We start from the raw sequence: 20,877 nt of genomic DNA, 5'->3' as shown, positions 1-20,877 counted from the left end.
TCACCTCCTTGTATTTATTATAGGAGCTTCCGTTCTCACCAACAATTTCGGATTCTTTTGATATACTTCAATAAATTATCAGCTTTTCCCGATCGAAAACAAAAAACACGAATCTCCCTATGACGGCCCGGGTATACGTGTTTTCAGACAGTCATGTTCGTTTCACATGCCCTACAATGGCTCCGCTCCTTTCGGAAAGCGAACGGCCATAACAGTTCCTTTCCCCAGACCGCTTTCAATAGTTATCCCATACTCCTCACCGAAAAATAATTTCAATCGGTCATTTACATTTTTCAGCCCGTAGCCTTGGGATTCCCGTGACAACACTTCACGGGCTTTCTCCTCCGTCATGCCAACTCCGTTATCCGCTACTGTGAACTCAATATACCCGTCACCGCTTCGTCCTATTACAGTGATCTTTCCCCTCCCATCCGTTTTGTTGCTGATCCCATGCTGGATACAATTTTCTACTATGGGCTGCAAAATCAAATTAATAGTCACATAACGAAATATGTCTTCATCAAAGTCGTAATTAACATCGAAGCTACTTTCCCTCAAAATCAGCATGATCTCCATATAGGATTTCATATTGATGACTTCTTCACGTATGGGAATGATATTATTCCCTTTGTTCAATGCCGTTCGATAAAACTTTGAGAGTGAGGTGACGATTTTGCTGATCTCATCCTGTCCAGCCTGAACGGACTTCCACTTAATCGCAGACAGCGTATTATAGAGAAAGTGAGGATTTATCTGGGATTGAAGAGCCTTAAATTCCGCTTTCTGTTGATCGATCTTATTCTGATAACCGACCTGAATCAACTCGTTAATTTTTTGTAACATTTGTCCGAATCGGTTGGTCAGCATTCCGAATTCGTCACTCGAATTGGAAGAGACAACGACATTCAAATTCCCGTTCTCGATCAGTTCCATTTTACTGATCAACCGTTTGATCGGTCTAGTTAACCTGTTGGAAAACATCCAAATCATCAGTAAGAGAACTGAAAAACATACGAGCACGATAATGACTGTAGCTTTAATGATGCTCGTTGCATTAATAGATACCTCATTAAGAGGAATATAATACGATAATGACCAGTTCGTATGCTGAATATGCTCCTCGATAATGAAGTAATGATTTCCGATCTTGGAGGATTTGCCCATAGCATCCAAAAGAGGGCTTAGTTTTAGATAGGCAGAATTGCTGTAAACAACTTTGGAATTCTTATCTCTTACGACGATGCCGAAATTGTTCATTTCTTCGCCCTGCAAACCTTCGAACATTTTGCTATAAGTAAGATTCATAGAGACGGTGCTCGGATCCCGGAGTTGGAAAATGTCTGGTATTTTCCTGGCTACGATCAAGTTTCCATCTTCCCAATACCATTCCGTATTGACATTGGTCGAAGCTCTCTGGTACCAACTCGTTTCCGCGACACGGCTGCTGTTTTGAATGAAATCGCCGTATTCCGGCAGTTTATTTTGCGTGTAAACGGTAAGCTGTATAATTTCCTTGTTCAATCCCTTAATCGTATTGAACGTAGGATCCAGGTAGCTTCTTAAATCATTAGATAAATTGGATACGTCAGTATAATCGTTATTAAATATTTTGAGGATGCCAGTATTGTACACAATGGAATCCATAATCCGGTTATATTGATCCGCCTTATAGTCCATATTGTCAGAAATCGTTTGAATCGTCTCTCGTATTCCCTGTAAGACCTGCTTCTGGAGCAATAACTTGGACTGATAATATGAATACCAGCCCAATACTACAATTGGGATCACGATTAGTAATATATAAGATAATAATAGCTTTTGCCTAATAGAAGTGAATTGAACTGCATGAATCCGGCGGGCCCGCTTCATTCAACTCTCTCCCTATACTTTGCTGGGGTAAGACCGTAATAGTTCTTGAATATGGTGTAGAAGTAAGGCACATTGGAGAATCCCACTTCCTTGCTGATGTCGACGATCTTCATATTCGTATTCCTCAAGTAATCGCTTGCTTTCCTAAGCCTTATGCTTGTAATATATTTGACTATATTTTCACCTGTTTCTTTCTTGAACAGATGACTTAAATAACTTGGGGATAAATGAACACCGGAAGCGATCGTATCCAAGCTAATTTCCTGATTGTACTGTTTGGCGATAAGGTCTACGACTTCCTTAATCACTTTACGATTCTGGTCGATATTGTCGCTAGTCGTATTGGTATCTTCATTATCTAGCAAAGCGTATAGAATCTTCTTGATATCGGCGGGCGTCCTAATTAAATACACGTCTCGAATGACACTTTGAAATTTATGAGCGTGTATGGGGTAGATTAAGCAAATTTCTTTTATAATCTCCACGCACAGATGCTTGACATAAATGCTGGAAAAATGATTGCTTTCCTGAAGTTCATCAAAGAACAAGGAGATTCGCCGCTTCCCTTCTTTGAGATTCCGAAATCGGACCATGCCCTTTATTTCCTCCAGATCCCGGTTCAAGATGGAGGTAGAATGCTCTTCCTTATCATAGAACTGATCCACAAATAATAAACTCCCTTTTTCATGACCAAAGAGGTGGTAATCAAGCATCGTTTCCATATCCGCATATATATCATGAAGATCCTCGATTTTGTTCACCGATCTGCCGAATACGATCCACGCGGCAATCAGGTCTTTACTAGTAAAAAACTGCTGCATTCGGTTACCAATCTCCAGCAATTCGGAATATGCGAGCATATGGTGTGATTTTAACAAGATCACACTTTGATATTCGTTCAGATTGACAAAGTCATACGGAGTTTGAATCATGGTGCGTAAATCAATCTCCAACCGATATGCCATTGAATCAAATATTTTGAAGTTCATTTGGATCAATATCAACTGGAAACATTTATATTGGTAATCGAAATCGGATTGCTGCATCCTTGTCATCATCGGTACGTCGGCGCTTGCCCCCTGGATGAGATCCAGCATTATTTTTTCCTTTTCGTATTTGATGCTTCGATTATAACCCGCCAACAGTTTCTCTCTTTTTTCGTTCTCCATTCTTCCTGCTTCGCACGAGCTGAACACTTTTCGAATGACGTCGATAAATTCTTCGATGTCGACAGGTTTTAATATATAATGCTCTACGCCAAGCTCGATGGCTTTCTTCGCATATTCGAATTCGCCGTATGCACTGGAAATGACGATTTTCAACGACTGGTCATGCTTTCTAAGCGAATTCACCAAACCTATTCCATCCATGATCGGCATTCTAATATCTGTTATCAGAACATCTACTTCATGATGAAGAAGATAATCAAGCGCCTCCTTGCCATTATGAGCTTCGGCAACGCTTACATTAAAGTTGTAGTTGGAGAGCAAATATTTGATACCGTCACGTTCAAATTTTTCGTCGTCCACGATCAACACGTTAAACATTGGAATCCTCCTCATGTCGGCGATCAAATGGTTAAATCCTTCATCATCAAGTTGTCTACTGCGCTGTTCTGTTGAGTCGCGAAATTCCGGGCTCCTTCGAAAATGTAGAAGAACAAGTCATTCTTATACATAAAAAGCCACGTTCTACGACGTGGCTTTCGCTTTCTTTGAATACCTAATCGTATTTTTAAAAAATGCAATTATCTCTTCGCCTTATAAAACTCATGATAAAGTTTCATCTGCTACCGCTCAAAATACCCGGTTCGACCAGCCCCTTAGCTTGGCGATCGCCTCAACGTAGTAATAGTCCCCATAGATGAGGGATACATTGATATTTTGGCCAGCAGGCTTGTTGCCCGTTCCTTCCCGCAGCAAGCCTTGGCAGCTCGGTTCATCTAGTGTCGCATAATTTTCCGTCAACGACTTTAGGATACGCTCAGCCGCTTGGCGATATATCCTTCCTTCCTCCTTTTGCAGAAGCGCAGCAATCTCGATCAGGCCAGAAGCTGCACAGCTTGCAGCAGAGGTGTCTCTAGGCTCGTTTTGCGAATTTGGTGTCCGAAAATCCCAATGCGGGACATGATCCTCAGGCAGGCAGCTTAAAAAATAATGCGCCACCCGCTGAGCAGCGCGGAGATAACGAATGTCGCCCGTATATCTATACGTATTGGCCATGCCATACAGCGCCCACGCCTGGCCTCTACTCCAAGAGGAGTAAGGAGCGTAGCCTTGTCCGCCCAAATATTCGTTCACTTCTCCAGACTCTGGATCAAAAGCGACGATATGATGGACGGATCCGTCCTCACGGATAAAATGCTTTATTACGGTGTCTGCATGCGCACAGGCGATCTGTCGGAACCGCGGGTCTTTGCTTTCCTCGGATGCCCAAAAGAGCAGGGAAAGATTCATCATAGAATCGATAATCGCCCAGCCCGTCTTATCCTGATTCCAAGCGCGGAGGAAACGTCCGTTCAAATTAAACCGGCCAGTGAGGAAATTCGCCGCGGCGAGCGCTCTTCGGCGCGCATCCGCATCTCCCGTCAGCTTAAACTTGATTACCGAGGTCGGTAGAAATTGAAACCCGACATCATGATGAAGATTGCTTTCCGTTACAAAACATTGCTCCATACGAGCGTCCCATGTCCACGCCGCATGACGGTATCCGTCTTTGCCGGTCATATTGTGCAAAATCCACAGCATTCCCGGCCAGAAGCCGGAAGTCCACCAGTCGATTCGCATATCGTCGTACTCATTCACAGTCGCGACATGAGGAGATTGATCACCGATCTCACTCAACATCCGCTCCGTCTTGCTCTGAATTTTTTCCCACCACGAGATCAACTGCGCTTCCTCTAAAATAAGAAGATCTGTCATTTTATTATCCTCCTTTATTGATCTATACGACTAATCGAAAGACTCGGTATGTCTTGCCTTGTTCCAGTACGAAGCTTGCGATACCGTCATTAGCACTTTCTATTAAACGTCTATCACCGTCAAAAATAACGATAGTAGCAGCGCCGTACCTCAGGCAGCAGTCGCCGTTCTTCATTGCCGTAATATGTGCTTCTTTCAGCAATCCGTCATCCCATTCGAGATCGACGGTCAGCGCCCCCCTTGCGCGTAGCCCTTTCACCTTCCCGCTGCTCCAAGAAGTCGGCAGCGCCGGCAGCAATGACAGCTCTCCAGCATGCGACTGCAGCAGCAGCTCGGCGATGCCAGCAGCGCCGCCGAAGTTTCCGTCGATTTGAAACGGAGGATGGGCGTCGAATAGATTGGGATAGGTCGAGCTCGTCAATAGCTGCCGAAGATGAGAATAAGCTTCGTCGCCGTCCTCAAGCCGCGCCCAAAAATTGACGATCCAAGCCCGGCTCCATCCGGTGTGGCCGCCCCCATGCGCCAATCGGCGCTCGATCGTCCGTCTAGCTGCCTCTGCAAGCATCGGCGTCTGCCTTACATGAATCTGTTCGCCGGGATGCAGCGCGAACAGCTGCGAAATATGCCGATGCCCGATATCTACTTCATCCCAGTCCTCCAGCCATTCCATAATTTGTCCATGCTTGCCGATCTCCGGCTGAGGCAGCTTGGCAAGCGCCTCCTTCAGCTCTTGGCGAAGCTCATCCTCCACGTCTAATATTCGCAGCGCATCTATAAAGGAGCTCCACAGCGCATGAACAATTTGGCTGTCCATCGATGGCCCCATACAAAGTGTACCTGTTTCGCCATTCGGTCTCCGAAAACGGTTTTCCGGCGAGAGCGACGGCCCTGTGACCAGCCGCCCAGAATCATCCTCTGTCATGTAACTGAGAAAAAATAGAGACGCTTCCTTCATTAAAGGGTAGGCGCGCTGCTTCAGAAACTCCTCATCGAGGCCATACCTGTAATGCTCCCATAAATGGAGTGATAACCACGCTGCTCCCATCGGCCAGATAGAGGACGAGACAAGTATGCCTTCGACATGGGTATCGCCCCACAAATTCGTGTTGTGATGAGCGACAAATCCTTGGCAGCCATACGTTTCTTGAGCGGTAATTCTGCCTGCTGTGAGCATGCTCTCCGTTAGGTTGAACAACGGTTCATGGCATTCCGGAAGCCCTCCAGACTCCGCCGGCCAATAGTTCATTTGCGTATTAATATTAATCGTATATTTTGACTCCCATGGCGGCGTGAAGCTTGCGTTCCAAATTCCTTGCAGATTGGCCGCAAGCGTACCCGGCCGTGAACAGGATAGAAGGAGATAGCGGCCAAATTGATAGTACAAAGCGAACAGCCCCGCGTCATGCGCACCCTCTGCAAGTCTCCGCAAGCGAACATCGGTAGCCAGCTTTTCAGCTTGCTCCACATCTGCCATCGCGTCATTCCCTGAACTGCGCAGCTCCAGCTCTACCCTTCGGTAATACGACGAGTAATCGCCCACATGTCGTTCGCGCAGCTCCTCATAAGACATAAGACTCGCGGCATGCAGCTGTTCAAGGCAAACCTGCCGCGGATCGTCATGCCGGAATGAGGTATTGGCCGCAAGCAGCAGCGTGACCGCATCTGCTCCTTCAATCGAGAGGAAATCTCCGATAATGTGCACAGTTCCTCCCTCTACCGACGCATGTACTGCCGCGGCATAATGGACGCCGCCTGGTCCGCATTGCCCACTCATCAGAATCGTCTTCTCGTCTGCCGCCTTCGTGCCTTCATCAAACGGACGGCGCATTAGATTGACCCCAACCGTTAACGCGCCGGGCACATCAGCTTTTAATCTAACCACCAATACTTGATCAGCCGCACTGCTAAAGTACTCTCTCTCGTACATGGTCTGTTCTCGTTCATATCGGACGCGGGTTATCGCCTCTTCCAGATCAAGCTCCCGCTCGTACCCGTCTACGGCGCCTTCATGACCTTGCATCCAAAGCAACATTTCGCCGAGAGGCTGATAAGGATGAAGATATTTCGGATTCGACATCAGTGCCATTCGCGCCAAATGCTCAGCTTCGCTTTGCTTGCCCTGCTGAAGCATTTCCCGGATTTCCGGAAGCTTTGTGCGCGCTTCCGTATTGTTGCCACGAATCGAACCGCCGTACCAGAGAGAATCCTCGTTAAGCTGCACGGTCTCCTTGCTAATGCCGCCAAAAACCATGCCGCCAACTCGACCGTTGCCGATAGGCAGCGCCTCTTCCCATCTGCTTGCGGGCGCTTCGTACCACAGTCGTCGCTTCATCTTCTCTATCTCCTTCCATCATTCCTCAGTCTATTCGTCATGAAATCCCAGCCCCATTGTCGCAAAATGCCATTTCACACTAGAATAAGAGGCCGGAAGATCCGACTCGCCCAATAGTTCACCTTGAAAGTCACCATCGTCCGTTTTCGTCACAACCGCCTTATACCAGCCACATACGCCGCTTTCATGCTCCAGAGTTAACCCATCGTCGTCATACAATAAGCACGTCCCTGCTTCAGAACCGAAGTGCACCAGCTCAAGCGGAATCTGCTCTCCGGGACGCAGCGCATGCGGCTGCGCTGGCATCATCGGAATGACCGCGCCGTCGCGCACGAATACCGCTATCGTCTCCAGCCCATGGCGAATTCGAATGACGCCGCCCCCTTCATACCGCTCACCTGTCTCAAATCCGATCCATGAGCCGGATGGCAGGAGCACCTCGCGTTCGAGCTCGCCTTCAACGAGAGGAGCGACGAGCAGCGAATCCCCGATCATATATTGATCATCCCATTGTGGTATCACGCGCTTTCCGTACGCTCCATCGGTCGTATTCAGCTTCTCAGCCTCCACTCTTTGCTGCTCGGCGCGGGCAATCTCCTCAGGCGGAACGACGAACGGCATCGCCCGGAAAGGCGGTATCCCTTTTTCTCGGTAGTTGGCAAATGCCGTATATAGATACGGCTGCAAACGCATCCGCAGCTTGATGTAGCGGCGAATAATCGGTTCGACTTCAGGATAAGACCACGGCTTCGTCCCGTCACCCCACGCGTTCAGCATAGCAAGCGGCGAGAAGCAGACGGTCTGCATTCTTCTAACCCAGTCCTCGGCACTGCTCGCGCGGCGTACCTCTGGCGACCACAACAGACCACTGAAGGAAGAGTTGCAAAGCGCTCTAATGAACTGCTTGTGGTCATATAAATCCGAATAAAGCACATAGGGAAGCGATGATGCTGCCGCGTTGGATGCGCGGACCAGCCCATAAGTTCTCTGGTTGTCCGCGCGGTACAGGTCATTTGTCATTTTCTGAAACATCAAGCCGTACATCTGTCTCATCTGCTCGCCGTCAAGCCCGGACGGGAAGCTTGCATGCTCTGGAAACATCCACGAATTGTTCGTCAGCTCGCTGCCGTCGCATTCATCCAGCTTGTAGCCCGATATGCCAATCGCGACATGCTTTTCCTTATGCTGCTGTGCATACAATTCGCGTGCTTGCGGCAGAGCGTAATCAGGGGCAAGTCCTCCCCACACCGAATAGTCGCCGGAAAGCGGCTTAAGGGCAGGGTAAAGCTCGCTCTCTGGCGACACATACGGATGCTCCCACAAGTTGACGCGGAAACCATGATCTGCGAGACCGCGCACAAAACGTTCTGGAGCCGGGAATCGCTCCTCGTCCCATTCATACGTTACCGGATAGCTGCGGCTGTGCCAGCCAGGCTCCAGCCCAATGACGTCGCAAGGATAATCCCGGCGCCGGAGTTCCATCGCTTCCGCAAGCGCCTCTTCCCCGCTGAATAATGTTGGCACGCGATGCCAGAAGCCCAGTCCCCACTTCGGCGGCAGAGCGCCGCCGCCACAAAACAGGTTATAGCGGCTTACAGCATCGCTAAGCGTTGGGCCGCCAAACACATATACGTCTGCACCTTCCTCCGGCAGCCGGATTTCCGTTCGCTCCGAAGGCAGCGTCGCCCGCCAGCTTTTATCGCGATTGCGGTCCTTCGCGTTCTCCTTACTCGTCTCGTCAAGACGTACAGCCGAGCCGAGAAACATCGTAACAACGCGAGCTGTATCGATCAGAACGCCATAACCGCGATCGCTTACGTAAAATGGAACCGGCGCATGAGTTTCTCCCGTATCCTGCTTCGGATCGCTGTTCACGCGTAGATAGCGGGTCCGTCCACGCTGATTCATTCGCATAAACTGCAGGCCTGTTCCGTACAGCTTTTCATCGTCCTCAAGCGGGAGCGAGAGCATCCGTCGTCCGTTTACAGTCTCTTCCACTCGAACATGCTCCCATTCGAAAGGCGGATTAGCGCTTTCCATCTGCCCCAGCGCTTCGACCTTCGGATCAGCACTGATTAAGGATAAAGGAGTAAGTGCCTGCGGATTTCCTACTCTAGTACGCCACACTCCCGGTGCAGCTTCCGTCCATGTTAACAACATCATCGTGTGATCCTCCTAAGGTCAGGTAAATCCATTTGCATCCTATTGCCCAATTCACCAGATAGGTTTGCATAGTGAACAAGCGCTTGTGTCAGCAAATAGTCCTTACCGCTTGATTCCGCTTCGCATCCTGTCTCAAGCGAGGTTAAAAATTCAGATAAAATATCCGTCTCGCTCACATCCAAGAAGTCCGAAATAACGGTTACCCCTTCATCCTTATAAACCCGAATTTCCTTGCCGGTCAGCACCAGCGCGCCAGTTGTCCCTTCGATTTGCCAATCGCCGCCCCATAGCGTCTCCTGGCCTCTCGATGCAATCGTTGCTGCATAACTTGCGATTATACCGCCTTCCATCTCGATGATCGCATTTGCATTAATAAGCGCGCCTTCCTCTTGCCAGCCGCCAATCGGATTATACAATTTCGTCTGGATGGCCTTTCCCTCTTGGCCAGTCAAATAACGCAGCATATCGAAGTGATGTACGCCGATATCGTCCAAAATACGGACCGCATACTTGCGGTTCACCTGATGATAACGGCGAAATTGAATGTCGATCGTCGAGATGGCGCCGATGACGCCTTCATCCAGCAGCTGCTTTATTTTGCGCACATAAGGAAATCGGCGGTAGTTTTCAGCAATCATGAACGGAATATTTTCCTTCTCTGCTCGGGCTACGATTTCTACCGATTCGGAATAATCGAATGCGATTGGCTTCTCGCATAGGACGGGCAGCCCCTTATCGAATGCTGCATGATTCACCCGCGTATGTGCGGCAGGTGAGGTCACATTGACAAGGAAATCGACCTCCTCATGTGCGAGCGCATCCTCCAGAGACGTATAGAAAGGGTACGGCGCACCTTCCAGCTTAGCTTTCATGGCCGGGTCGGTTTCAACGACAGCCGCAAGCAGCCCCCTGTCTCTTAATCTTTTGTACCAGCTAAAACCTGCGCTGCCGAGACCAACTAATAGTGCCTTCATCACTCATTCTCCTTCCGATTCCGCTAGCGGAATGACCATATTCCATGTATTTGAAGCTTCTCGAAAGCCTCCCGGCCCATCCGCGGTTGCGGTAAACAAATGCGTCGGCTTCCCGTTCTGAAACAACAAGAACGGACGCTCCTGGCTTCCCATCGTCTGAACTGTTCCGTCATCCCAGCGGACGGTGCGCGAATAGGCTGCTGGCTGCTCGCAAAGTTCCCAATGAACGCCGTCCTTGGAGAAGGCTTGAATGCCGCCGTGCTTTTCTCCCCCCAACGTGCCGTCCATATCCTTGGCAATTAGCGAGAAGCCGCTCTCCGTTCGCCAGATGAACGGATCCTCGATATGGAATTGCTCCGGCGGAAATACCGGATTCTCCGACATCACCTTGTAAGGCCCGCTCCAATGCTCCGCCTCGGCGACTCCAATCGTCATTTGGCCGAATTCGTTTCCTTCATAACGTCGCGCCTTATAGATGAGCAGCACTGAGCCGTCCTCCCGCACGCAAGGTGCCGGATTGGACGTCAAGTAGCTGTCGAAGCGTCCGGGACGAGTCGGCAGAAGCGGAGCGTCGCTCCTCCTCCAAGGACCAAACACGCTGTCCGCAACCGCAAGACCGACCCTCTTATTCGAGCGGGCAACGATGCAGCGCGGGTCATCCAAGCCGTATCCATCTCCGGCAGTAGGCTCAGAAAGCGGATGCGTCGTGCCCATATAATAGAGAAGATAGACGCCGTTATGCTTAACGATATGCGGATTATGCGTGCTGCGCCCATCCCAATATTCCGCTCCTCTTGCCGGAAGCACAACCTCTTGAAAGGTATAAGGACCTTCGGGCGTATCTGCTGCCGCCCTTACAATCTCTGATGCTACTAGCCAGCCCGGATGCATAGGCAAGCTTTTCGGCCATCTGGAGGCAAACATATGGAATCGTCCATCCTCGCCTTGAACGACGGAGCCGCACCAGATCCAGTAGCCTTCCATTTTGAAACCGCCATCCCTTGGCGCGGGCAGCATCCTGCCGGCTAAGCCGATATTTAACATAGCGTTTCATCCTTTCATCGTCTGATGTATTTCCTTCAAGGCGTAACGCCTAGCCGCGCTGCCGTACAGCCATTGCTCTGCGGTATGCAGCGCGGTATCGTGATCAATCCATCCCGATTCCAATTGCTCCCACAAAAACTCTGCGGCAAGCTTCTTTACGAGCAATATTTTTCCAAAGCTCCATTCCATGCAGCGGGCATCAGATACGATGACTGAGCTCTTGCTCGCTGGCAGCGCCTCAAGCCGGTATTGCATGCTGTCTCGGTAGGTGCTTCTGCGGAAGTTGAACCACCACATTCCTCCGATATGTACATTTGAGAAGTTCCAAGCTGCCTGTACCGCATCGAGGTTATTAAGCTCCGACGCGAGCACAAGCTCGAATTGACAGCTGTATTTCTCAAATAAGGCTGTCAATTTCAAAATCCGCTGAGTATCGTTTACTGGAACAGCCGTTCCGCACCACGAGCGTTCAACGCCAAGGAATAGCTGAACGAGTAAGCCGTTTTGCTCAGCTGCGGCGCATACAGCATGCAAGAGCTCCATCAAAACTTCATCGCGGCTGCTGTTATGGCTAATTGATCGGCGGATATGAGCGCTGGCCTCGTACGCTGGAAGCGTCGTCATAATGCCGGGCAAGCCAGCCTCTCTATAACCGTCCAGCTGCTGAGCGATCTCAGTCTGCGCGGCCAGAAATTCACTCGCTGGATCAGCCGAGCGGACGATGCGATCAACCCATTGACCAATTGCCCCATCTATACGCGGAATAAGTACAGCATGCTCGCGCATACCCTCGAAAGCGGCATGCTCCGGGTGATTCACGACGAACCTGAGAATGTTCAGACGGTCGGCTGTCTGCTGCGCCCAGCCTTTGTTTGCGCTGGAGCGTTTAACCGCGGCTATCGCTTCCCTGATGGAATCGGCATCCTTTATTTCAATTTCGTACAGCTCCCGCATAATCGAAGTGAAAGCCCAATTCATCAGCGTGCTTCTCGTTTCCTTATATGCGTCTAGAAATGCAACGATACGCTCTTCTTCCGGAAGTGTTTCTGCATTTGCGGGATAACCGCCCGCCTGCAGCTCCCTAAACAACCAGAAGTAATGCGCGATTTCCCAAAAATCACGTGCGCTTAGACGGTCGCCCACCAAATGAGTATGCGTATCAAATACCGGCAGCGCCATCACACGGTTCATAAATAGTGCTTTATTTCCGTTTTCGATCGAGCTCATCCGAACATCTCCTTTTATTTGGTATTCAAATTGACTCTTCTTAATCGGTAAAGCCTGCTCCGGAAATCACCCTTCCATACCGGAAGCTTTAACCCGACTCTCATCAGCTCATCGCCGCCGAACAGCTCCTCGCCGTCCTCCGGCCGATCGGCATCGTATACATGGTAGTCCTGTTCGGAGTTAAGTCCGTTCAATCTTAGTTTCTTTAGCGGCGCGTTTGGCTCGGATAGCACCTGGAAATAAGCGACCAGCGCTTCGGAGCCATTCTCCAGCACGAACATCCATGCCGTATCGTTTCCTTGGAAAGGGCTGCGCAGGCGGTAGAACTCACCGCTCTGAATAAGGAAGCGCATATCCTTGTACAAGCTAATCTGCTTCTTCACCGCCGACTTCTCCTCGTCAGTCAGCAATGCCGGATTCAGCTCATAACCGAAATTGCCGGACATGGCTGCATGGCCGCGCATCTCGAGAGGCGTCGTCCGGTGCACCTGATGGTTAGGAACAGCCGATACGTGGGCGCCCATTGCGCTTATTGGATAGACGATGCTCGTGCCATATTGAATCTTGAGCCGCTCGGCAGCGTCGGTGTTGTCGCTCGTCCATGTTTGCGGCATATAGTAGAGCATACCAGGGTCGAAGCGGCCTCCGCCGCCAGAGCAGCTCTCAAACAAAATATAGGGAAAAGCAGAGGTGAGACGCTCCAGCACCTCATACAAGCCAAGGATGCAGCGATGCGCCGTTTCGCGCTGCCTCTCAGGAGGCAGCAGCGCAGAGCCAACTTCCGTCATATTGCGATTCATATCCCATTTCACATAAGTAATCGGGCAGCTATGAAGAACTTCCGATATCGTGTGAACAATATAGTCCCTAACATCCTGGCGTGAATAGTCGAGTACCAGCTGCTGCCTCGCCTCCGTTCTACGGCGGTCAGGTACGTGCAAGCACCAGTCAGGGTGGGCGCGGTACAGCTCACTGTCAGGCGACACCATCTCGTGCTCAAACCAAATACCGAACTGCATGCCGTGCTTGCGCACCCGCTCGACTAAATGGGGAAGGCCTTCCGGCAGCTTGCGTTGATCGACGAACCAGTCGCCGAGCGAGCTCTTATCGTTATCCCGCTTGCCGAACCAGCCATCGTCAAGCACGAACAGCTCCGCACCAAGCTCTTTCCCTTCCAGTGCGATCTCCTCGATCTTATTCGCGTCGAAATCGAAATACGTTGCTTCCCAGTTGTTCAGAAGGACGGGACGGGACCGGTCGCGGTATGATCCCCGGCATAAACGGGTACGGTACAGCTTATGATAAGTTCGCGACATGCCTCCCAGCCCATTTGACGAGTAGACAAGCACCGTTTCTGGAGTCTGGAACGATTCCCCTGGCTCCAGCAGCCAGCAGAAGTCGAATGGGTTAATGCCCATCACGACCCGAGTCGTATGATAAGGATCGACCTCAGCCTGAGCTACGAAGCTGCCGCTGTATACGAGGCTGAAACCATATGCCTCGCCTTGCTCCTCAGTTGCGTCCTTCGAAAGAAGCGCAAGGAAGGGGTTCAGGGAATGGCTGCTCGCTCCCCTCCTGCTCTCGATAACCGACCCGCCTGACGCGAGCGGACGTCGTTCAACATGACGCTCTCTCGCCCAAGTTCCAGACAGCTGGAGCATATCGAAGTCATCGTGTGGGAGGTCAATTCCCATACTAAGGGCACGAAGCAGCTTCATCTTGCCGCCGCTCTCGTTTACATAACGAACCGAACGGGTAACGGCATCCATATCGCGAAACGTCGTATAGGTCAGAATCGCTTTCAGGCCGATCTGATTGTCGCTAAGAATGATATCAAGACTTTCAGCCTCGCTCGTCTCCATTTCATAGGTGGAAGGCAGGCCTTCCAGAGCGGGCTTACCGGCATAGATCCGATGCGATTCGTAGATGAGCTCGCTGACTGTCGTGCCGTTCTCAAGCTGTATTTGATACGCGGGAACACGGAAATCGCTGCCGCCAAAGCTTGGCAGTTCCTGAGGGAGGGTATCGAGCGACAGCGTTAGATCACTTGAATCCGTCGACGGAGAGAAAGAGCATCTTCGCCGAGTGGCGAGAAGCTGACCAGGGTTTGTGCCCCGGACTTTGCCTCCCCAGTGTACATGTGCAAGATATTTGGACTTTATGAGCTGCATAATATAACTGGTTGTGCGGCTCTGCAGATGGAAGGTCTGCGATGCCTCATCATAGACGATGGTCATTGTTCTCCTCCGATGTGGACAAGCTTATGTCCTTTATTTCCGATTATTCGAGACAATTACGCCTTCTCCGCTGTTGTAGCGTTCCGTTGCCTCCTTGATAATGTCGAGACCGCCTTTCTTTTTGTATTCATCGATGACTTTGGGCCAGTCAGAGATCGGTTCCTTGCCGTAGATCATTTTCACCATGTGCTCGATGATCAGCTTCGGACCGACGTCATCTCCGAGCGGGGATGCATCCGGGTATTTCGAAAAAGTCTCCAATGCGGGAGAGAAACGAATCGTTCCAAGCCCTTCCTTCGACATGACCGTATCCAAATAATGAATCATGTCTCGTCCGTCCTTCGTCAGTTCCTCCTTTGCCTTGTTGTAGATCATGTCGTGCACGAACCAGAACATGCTGCGGAATCGGTCCTCGTCCATCGCTTCGGGCGCTGTCGGCGGCGTAAACGCAATCGAGCCATCCCCGTTCTTCGTATAGGTATCGCCCTCAATGCCGAATGAAAAATAAGTTTCTGCCTCCGGCGTCAGCATCCATTCGAAAAATTTAATAATGCTAATCGCCTTTTCCTGAGGCACTTTGCTGTTGATATAATACGAAGTGTTGATGCTTGAGTAGAGCAGGTGACCGCCAACGTTCTCCGGTCCTCGCGGCGAAGGGATGATGTCCAGCTTCGCTCCAGGCACTGCATCATACAGCTTGCCGCGCAGCTCCGGCAGAAGCTGGGCATTGGCCGACCACATGCCTGACCTGCCGCTTTCATTGTTTTTGTTGTAATCAGACGATGTCAGTGAAGCGAAATCTTTGGGAATCAAGCCTTCGTCATACATCGTCTTGTAAGTCTCCAGTGCTCTCGTCATGTTCTCCACGTCAAAAAACTTCGGAATGACCTCTCCATTTTGCAGCTCAAATTGTGATGGTAGCACGTCGTATGCCCCGAGCACTGTGTCAGCGTATTTGAAGTTCTCCCGCATTTGATACGGGAACTCTACGCCAACTTTTTTCATAGCCCGCATAACGTCCAGCAATTCTTCGACCGTCTTGGGAGCCGGCAAGCCCGTTTTCTCAAGCAGGTCGGATCGAATAAACAGCGCACGGCGGGAAGGATTGGACAGCCACGCGGGTATGCCATAGATTTTGCCGCCATAGCTCGTTTCCTGCCAAGCTTCCTTCGGCACCGACTTCATTAAATTCGGGGCATGCTCCTTCAGCAAGTCGTCCAGCGGCATGAAGATGCCAGACTCTACGGAGCCGGACATGCCTTTGGATGTAGCCCCTCCCACGTTTTGAACGACATCGGGAATGTCGTTTGAAGCGAATAACAGCGACATTTTGCTGGCAAAGTCCTTCAACGGGAGCATCCTAATGTCCAGATCCGTATTCGTCAACTCCTCCAGCTTGAGCACCCACTTCTCCCCGTTAACATCAACCGAGCGTTCCGCATGTTTATTTCCGCTGGTTGCCATTGACATAGTGAAGGAAGTTTTGCTGTCCGCCTGAGCACTGTTACTCTTGTCAGACTTGCTGTTCGTTATTTTCGCGTCCGCGCAGCCTGTTGAAGCCAAAGCGATTAACGCGCTAATCATTGTCCATTTTAAGCCTCGTCTCACCCTGCTCACCTCTCCCGAATGTTTTTTACCGCTTGATTGCCAAGACGCTCCATTAGCTGTTGTTTATACAGGCTGTCGATCTTAACATGCATTCCCTCGTGATCCCAGAAGGCGTCGTCTCTAGGGCGGGGATCATAAGCAGAAGGCACAAGACCGATAACCTTCGGGCCAATATGGCCGATCGCATAGTTTTGCGCCGTTGGCGGCTTCTGGCTTGTCAGATTGCCTACCGTATTCCATGTGACATAATTTGCGCCAGACCAGCCGTGCCCGCTGCCGAGCCATGCCCGATCCCGAATCGAGATCGGTCCTTTCACACTGTCAAAAAGTCCGCCGACCGACCAGCGATGATGCGGCTCACTCGTGTTGTAATCCTTCGTGGACTTGCTGTCCAAGAAGACGTTTGGCCCCATAACGTGGCTGTCTACGACGAAGGCGTGCCGCGCCGTTTCTGTGTAAATGCGCTGAGCCAAATTCAGCTGTCCCATGAAATGAATCACGTACCTCCTGCCACCTGTCACGATACTGACCATATCGTACATGCTGCAATCCTGTACCGTAATCCACTTCGCATTGCGCCTCACTTGGACTAACGAATAGGAAAAATGGCTGCCCGTCACGTTCCGCACCCAACCGTTCTTAACACCGTCAAACACAACAAAACGTTCAGCATGGTTCTCGTCAGCATAATAAGGAGCAGTCGTGTCATTATCCATAACCGTATCTATAACGCTCGGGTCAAAATCGCTATCCACGCGGATATGCTCGACGCCTACCTGCTCGATGCGCTCGTCATCGGCATATTTATAGATCTCCCCGCCGCCCCACCTGCGTTCGATAGCGCTTGAGATCGACGCGTCGATCGTTATTTCATTTCTGTCGATTGCGGTAATGACCCAGTCGAAGTCGAGATTAAATGGAGACCACTGGGTCGCACCACCGCCTGGGCGGTTATAAATATAGTCCATTCCGATCTCATGAATCCACCGGGCATTGTTGGCACGGCGGACGATGATTTGATCTCCGACCTTGTAGGAGGAAGCATCCGCTACCCGAAAGCTGATAGCGCTTGACGGCACGTACAAATCGGCGATATCCACCTTTGACGCCGTGTCGATTTTGGGACCGGACGCAATTCCGATCTCGACCAGATTACGCTTGACCGTACCGGTTCCGTGAATGAGCGTCCCTCCCTCCTCGTCGCCTTCGCCGCGAAGAATGATTCCGCTTGCCCGGATATAAAGCGTGCCGCCTATATGGAACTTTCCACGCTTCAGCAGTAACGCTCCGCGGAATCCATTTTTATCCATCGGCATTTGCGCGATTCGATCGATCTCCGCTTGAATACGCGCCGTATCATCACCCTCACCGGGCTCGACAATCGCCTTCGCTGGAATATCAGGAAGCTTCACTCCGCCGCCCATGTAGCCGGCGCTCGAGAAATCGATAATCTTATTGCCTTTATAGTCACTGACATAATTCATTTTGTTGTTTTTGCTAAGAAAAGCGATCTGGCTATGCCCTTTAGAAATGTCCTTCTCATCCCATACCGTGAAATAGTACGAATCATATACCGGCTCCGAATCTTCGCGCTCGATCGTTAATCGCAGCTCGTAATTGCCCTGTTCGCTCGCCTTGCCAGGCAGCGAAAGCTTTGTCTTATCGCCGTTTTTGAGAGAAAACGCAGGTATTTGGCACACAACAATCGAACCGTCCAAAATCAACACGCCTGTCACACCCGCATTTATATTCGAAAGCAGAGATAGTTCGGGATAACGATCTCCCGGCTCAATCATTGCGGGCTGGCCAATCTTTGCGACCATCCTGGCATGCGTAACCGACACATGAGAAAACACAGATTTTTCCTCAAAGAATTCGTTTGGATCTTTAACAACTGCCCAAAGGTCATTCGTCCTCAGCCGCGCACCTCCTCCGTGCACCTCCGCACAGATCAGTGAGGCTCCTACTTGATTCGCCGATAAATGGCCCTCTGAATCGATCGACACTCCATCAGTTGAATGAAGGAACGTTTTAGCGACGCTGCTCAGATCTACTTCCTCGTCAGACTCTAATCGGCCCTTGAGCGATAAGCTCATGAAATCGCCCTTGTTCAGCCTAATTTCGGCATTCACCCCAAACTCCTTACCCTCGCCGTCCACAAAATAAATTCGTTTCAAATCCAGCGGTGCGTTGGGCTCCGTGACGCCGTCCTTCACTGCTGCATCCGTCGCGGATTGATTTCCGAGCGGCAATAAATCCGCGAACAAAAACAGCGCCGCCAAATTCAAGCTGAATTTTCTTACTCCACCCATGCTTCATTTCCCGCCTCTCCGCAGTTTATTGAAACGCCTTCATAATACCCCTGCTGCCTTTACATTGACATGTCTTTTCTTCACATCGAAATGTGTTTTCCTACGCTGCGCTCGTCTATTTTGCTTAAAACATAACTTACATCCGTAACCTATCATTCCGATTCAAAACATTCATTCCATCTCATAGACTTCGTTCCTTTGGAAGCAAAAATAAAAAACGCCTCTGTCTCTTATCCATCAACATGGAAGCGCACCTTTAGAATCCATCAGAATAACTCAGCGGTTGCTCCAACTTTAACTCTAAGGGCAGCTTCACTTCACATTGACGATTAAGCGTAACAGAGGTGTTTTTTTGCAAAAAACTTTTTATTTTCTTTTAATTTGACGTCCTTTCGGCATGAGCATCGTAATTTTTGTGCCTTGCTGTTCCTCACTCTCAATACGCAGACCGAACCTGTCCCCAAAAACCATCTGGATACGCCGATGCACATTCAACACGCCAATGCCGCTCTTATGGCCGGCGTCATCCTGCTCCTCACCGTCCGCGAGCCGGTTCGCGTCCAGCTTAAGGCGCAGCTCAACAAGCCGGTCGCTCTTCATGCCGCAGCCGTTATCCTCAACGCTAACCCAGAAGACGTCGTTAACCTCGCCGCAATCGATGCGAATGAAGTGGTATTCCTCCACACCATCAGGGAAGGCATGCTGAAATACATTTTCCACAAGCGGCTGCAGCGTCAACCGAACCATCGCTTGCAGCAAATACTCAGGCTTCAATGCCACATCGATCTCGAATTCTCTGCCGATCCGGTGCTGCATAACCTTCATATAATACATCACATGCTTCAGCTCGTTCGCAACTGTAATCTCTTCGAGATTCGTTTGAACCGAGTAACGAAGCATATAAGCGAGCGCTTGTACAATTTCGGCAATATCCTCGGAATCCTGCACGGCTGCATAACAGATAATCGTCTCGAGCGTGTTGTACATAAAATGCGGATTGATCTGCAGCTGCAGCGACTGGAACTCGGCACGTTGGCGCTCCATTTGGATTTCTTGATTGCTCAGTTCAACCTGAACAACCTTATCCACCGCATCAGACAACCGTTTAACCATGTGATTATAACGAAGCATCAGCTCTGCGATCTCATCACGATGTTTCGGCAGCGGAATAGGCACCCAATTGCCCTTCTCGGTCTCCCGCATCCCAGACTTTAACGTTTGAATTGGCTTCGTAATCGATTTTCCGAAGCGGTATGCAAGATAAATAGCCAACAGTAGCGTGAGCAAACCTACGGTAAGCGTCGAATTGCGAATGTTTGTAACCGGCTTCCTCACCTCATCCACCGGCATGGAAACGATCAGCTTCCAGCGCGAATAGTCCGACGTTCTTGCCTTGTACATTCGTTCCTTGCCTTCACTTCCATCAAAAAAAGAATGATCGCCAGCCTTCTCGAGCTTATTGCGCACGACTTCCGGAAGCACCGTTCCTTCTTTACTTTTCTCCGGATGGTAGATGACATTCCCATTTGCGTCTGCGATGAGCAAATAACCATATTTACCTAGATCTACGCCTTTCCAGAGAGCGGAAAGATCGGCTGAGCGGATTTCAATCGCAAGCAGCCCTTTCAGTTCTGGCGAGCTGTATCCGCGAATGCGGCGAACGAGCGTAACCATCTGATTTTCCTGACCGGTCAAAATACTGCTCTTTAAAATGCTTAATTGGCCCTGCGGGCTCGTATTGTCCATGAAATATTCCCGTTGCTTACGAATCTCCTTTGGGGTGAACGACTGCTCGTTCGCCTCATTGAAGTAGTAAACGGCATTTCCTTTATCGCTGATCAAATAAATAGAAGCGATTTTCGGATTACGGATGAACAACGGGTCCGCTGCCACCTCGCGAATCGTCTTGCGATAATAATAGTAATCGTACTCTTCGCGATCGGCTGGCAAATCCATAAACTCCATGACGTAGCGGAAAGTGAGCACGGAGACCATGGAGCGCTCGTAATCCTTTAAATACAAATCGGTATGGTGGACAGCATTGCTAGCGATTTGCTCCATCTGCTTCTCGAGCATTTCGTCGAGCTCGCGGGAGGAGGTCGTATAAGAAATGCCAACACCGCTTAAGGTCAGTCCGATGACGACAAGAAAATAAAAAAACAGCTTCGCGTAAAGGCTGCGGAATCTCAT

At 50.2% G+C, this 20,877-nt stretch carries 12 protein-coding genes; all 12 read right to left on the bottom strand.

Translation table 11 applies throughout. The features are described from left to right. Positions 1–171: 171 nt before the first annotated feature. Positions 172–1,869 carry a sensor histidine kinase gene (locus AC787_RS23560; RefSeq protein WP_054027414.1) on the bottom strand — a complete coding sequence of 566 codons (1,698 nt, stop codon included), beginning with the start codon at positions 1,867–1,869 and terminating at the stop codon, positions 172–174. Further along, positions 1,866–3,416, bottom strand: coding sequence for a response regulator transcription factor (locus AC787_RS23555; RefSeq protein WP_054027413.1), 1,551 nt, complete (start codon positions 3,414–3,416; stop codon positions 1,866–1,868). The genes AC787_RS23560 and AC787_RS23555 overlap by 4 nt, the downstream gene beginning before the upstream one ends. A gap of 249 nt (positions 3,417–3,665) precedes the next feature. Continuing rightward, on the bottom strand, positions 3,666–4,790 hold the full coding sequence (locus tag AC787_RS23550) for a glycoside hydrolase family 88 protein (RefSeq protein WP_082361075.1): 1,125 nt from the start codon (positions 4,788–4,790) through the stop codon (positions 3,666–3,668). Positions 4,791–4,812: 22 nt separating this feature from the next. Then, entirely contained in the window at positions 4,813–7,122 is a 2,310-nt protein-coding gene (locus AC787_RS23545) for a glycosyl hydrolase family 95 catalytic domain-containing protein (protein WP_054027412.1), read from the bottom strand. A gap of 30 nt (positions 7,123–7,152) precedes the next feature. Further along, positions 7,153–9,285: a TIM-barrel domain-containing protein gene (locus tag AC787_RS23540; protein WP_054027411.1), complete on the bottom strand. Its 2,133-nt coding sequence runs from the start codon at positions 9,283–9,285 to the stop codon at positions 7,153–7,155. Next, the gene (locus tag AC787_RS23535) at positions 9,282–10,259 is read right to left on the bottom strand and encodes a Gfo/Idh/MocA family protein (RefSeq protein ID WP_054027410.1); all 978 of its coding nucleotides are present in this window, start codon (positions 10,257–10,259) and stop codon (positions 9,282–9,284) included. Before AC787_RS23535 ends, AC787_RS23540 begins: the two co-directional genes overlap by 4 nt. A gap of 3 nt (positions 10,260–10,262) precedes the next feature. After that, positions 10,263–11,303 (bottom strand): glycoside hydrolase family protein, encoded by a 1,041-nt coding sequence (locus AC787_RS23530; RefSeq protein ID WP_200930759.1) that lies wholly within the window; start codon positions 11,301–11,303, stop codon positions 10,263–10,265. A 6-nt stretch (positions 11,304–11,309) separates the two neighbouring features. After that, positions 11,310–12,530, bottom strand: a complete 1,221-nt coding sequence (locus AC787_RS23525) for a hypothetical protein (RefSeq protein WP_054027409.1) — start codon at positions 12,528–12,530, stop codon at positions 11,310–11,312. A gap of 14 nt (positions 12,531–12,544) precedes the next feature. Continuing rightward, positions 12,545–14,767, bottom strand: coding sequence for an alpha-galactosidase (locus AC787_RS23520; protein ID WP_054027408.1), 2,223 nt, complete (start codon positions 14,765–14,767; stop codon positions 12,545–12,547). A 33-nt stretch (positions 14,768–14,800) separates the two neighbouring features. Then, positions 14,801–16,351 (bottom strand): extracellular solute-binding protein, encoded by a 1,551-nt coding sequence (locus AC787_RS23515; RefSeq protein ID WP_082361197.1) that lies wholly within the window; start codon positions 16,349–16,351, stop codon positions 14,801–14,803. 29 nt (positions 16,352–16,380) lie between these two features. Beyond that, positions 16,381–18,687 carry a hypothetical protein gene (locus AC787_RS23510; protein ID WP_235561101.1) on the bottom strand — a complete coding sequence of 769 codons (2,307 nt, stop codon included), beginning with the start codon at positions 18,685–18,687 and terminating at the stop codon, positions 16,381–16,383. 366 nt (positions 18,688–19,053) lie between these two features. Continuing rightward, complete coding sequence (locus AC787_RS23505; protein ID WP_054027406.1) at positions 19,054–20,877, bottom strand: sensor histidine kinase; 1,824 nt, start codon at positions 20,875–20,877, stop codon at positions 19,054–19,056.

Source organism: Bacillus sp. FJAT-28004 (assembly GCF_001280845.1).
In the GTDB taxonomy this organism is placed as follows: Bacteria; Bacillota; Bacilli; order Paenibacillales; family Paenibacillaceae; genus Pristimantibacillus.
This window is presented reverse-complemented; position numbering and strand designations above follow the sequence as displayed.

What these genes read in the sequence shown, in the direction of transcription:
- AC787_RS23560 (WP_054027414.1), bottom strand. Translation starts at nt 1,869, where the DNA reads ATGAAGCGGGCCCGCCGGATTCATGCAGTTCAATTCACTTCTATTAGG.
- AC787_RS23555 (WP_054027413.1), bottom strand. Translation starts at nt 3,416, where the DNA reads ATGTTTAACGTGTTGATCGTGGACGACGAAAAATTTGAACGTGACGGT.
- AC787_RS23550 (WP_082361075.1), bottom strand. Translation starts at nt 4,790, where the DNA reads ATGACAGATCTTCTTATTTTAGAGGAAGCGCAGTTGATCTCGTGGTGG.
- AC787_RS23545 (WP_054027412.1), bottom strand. Translation starts at nt 7,122, where the DNA reads ATGAAGCGACGACTGTGGTACGAAGCGCCCGCAAGCAGATGGGAAGAG.
- AC787_RS23540 (WP_054027411.1), bottom strand. Translation starts at nt 9,285, where the DNA reads ATGATGTTGTTAACATGGACGGAAGCTGCACCGGGAGTGTGGCGTACT.
- AC787_RS23535 (WP_054027410.1), bottom strand. Translation starts at nt 10,259, where the DNA reads ATGAAGGCACTATTAGTTGGTCTCGGCAGCGCAGGTTTTAGCTGGTAC.
- AC787_RS23530 (WP_200930759.1), bottom strand. Translation starts at nt 11,303, where the DNA reads ATGTTAAATATCGGCTTAGCCGGCAGGATGCTGCCCGCGCCAAGGGAT.
- AC787_RS23525 (WP_054027409.1), bottom strand. Translation starts at nt 12,530, where the DNA reads ATGAGCTCGATCGAAAACGGAAATAAAGCACTATTTATGAACCGTGTG.
- AC787_RS23520 (WP_054027408.1), bottom strand. Translation starts at nt 14,767, where the DNA reads ATGACCATCGTCTATGATGAGGCATCGCAGACCTTCCATCTGCAGAGC.
- AC787_RS23515 (WP_082361197.1), bottom strand. Translation starts at nt 16,351, where the DNA reads ATGATTAGCGCGTTAATCGCTTTGGCTTCAACAGGCTGCGCGGACGCG.
- AC787_RS23510 (WP_235561101.1), bottom strand. Translation starts at nt 18,687, where the DNA reads ATGGGTGGAGTAAGAAAATTCAGCTTGAATTTGGCGGCGCTGTTTTTG.
- AC787_RS23505 (WP_054027406.1), bottom strand. Translation starts at nt 20,877, where the DNA reads ATGAGATTCCGCAGCCTTTACGCGAAGCTGTTTTTTTATTTTCTTGTC.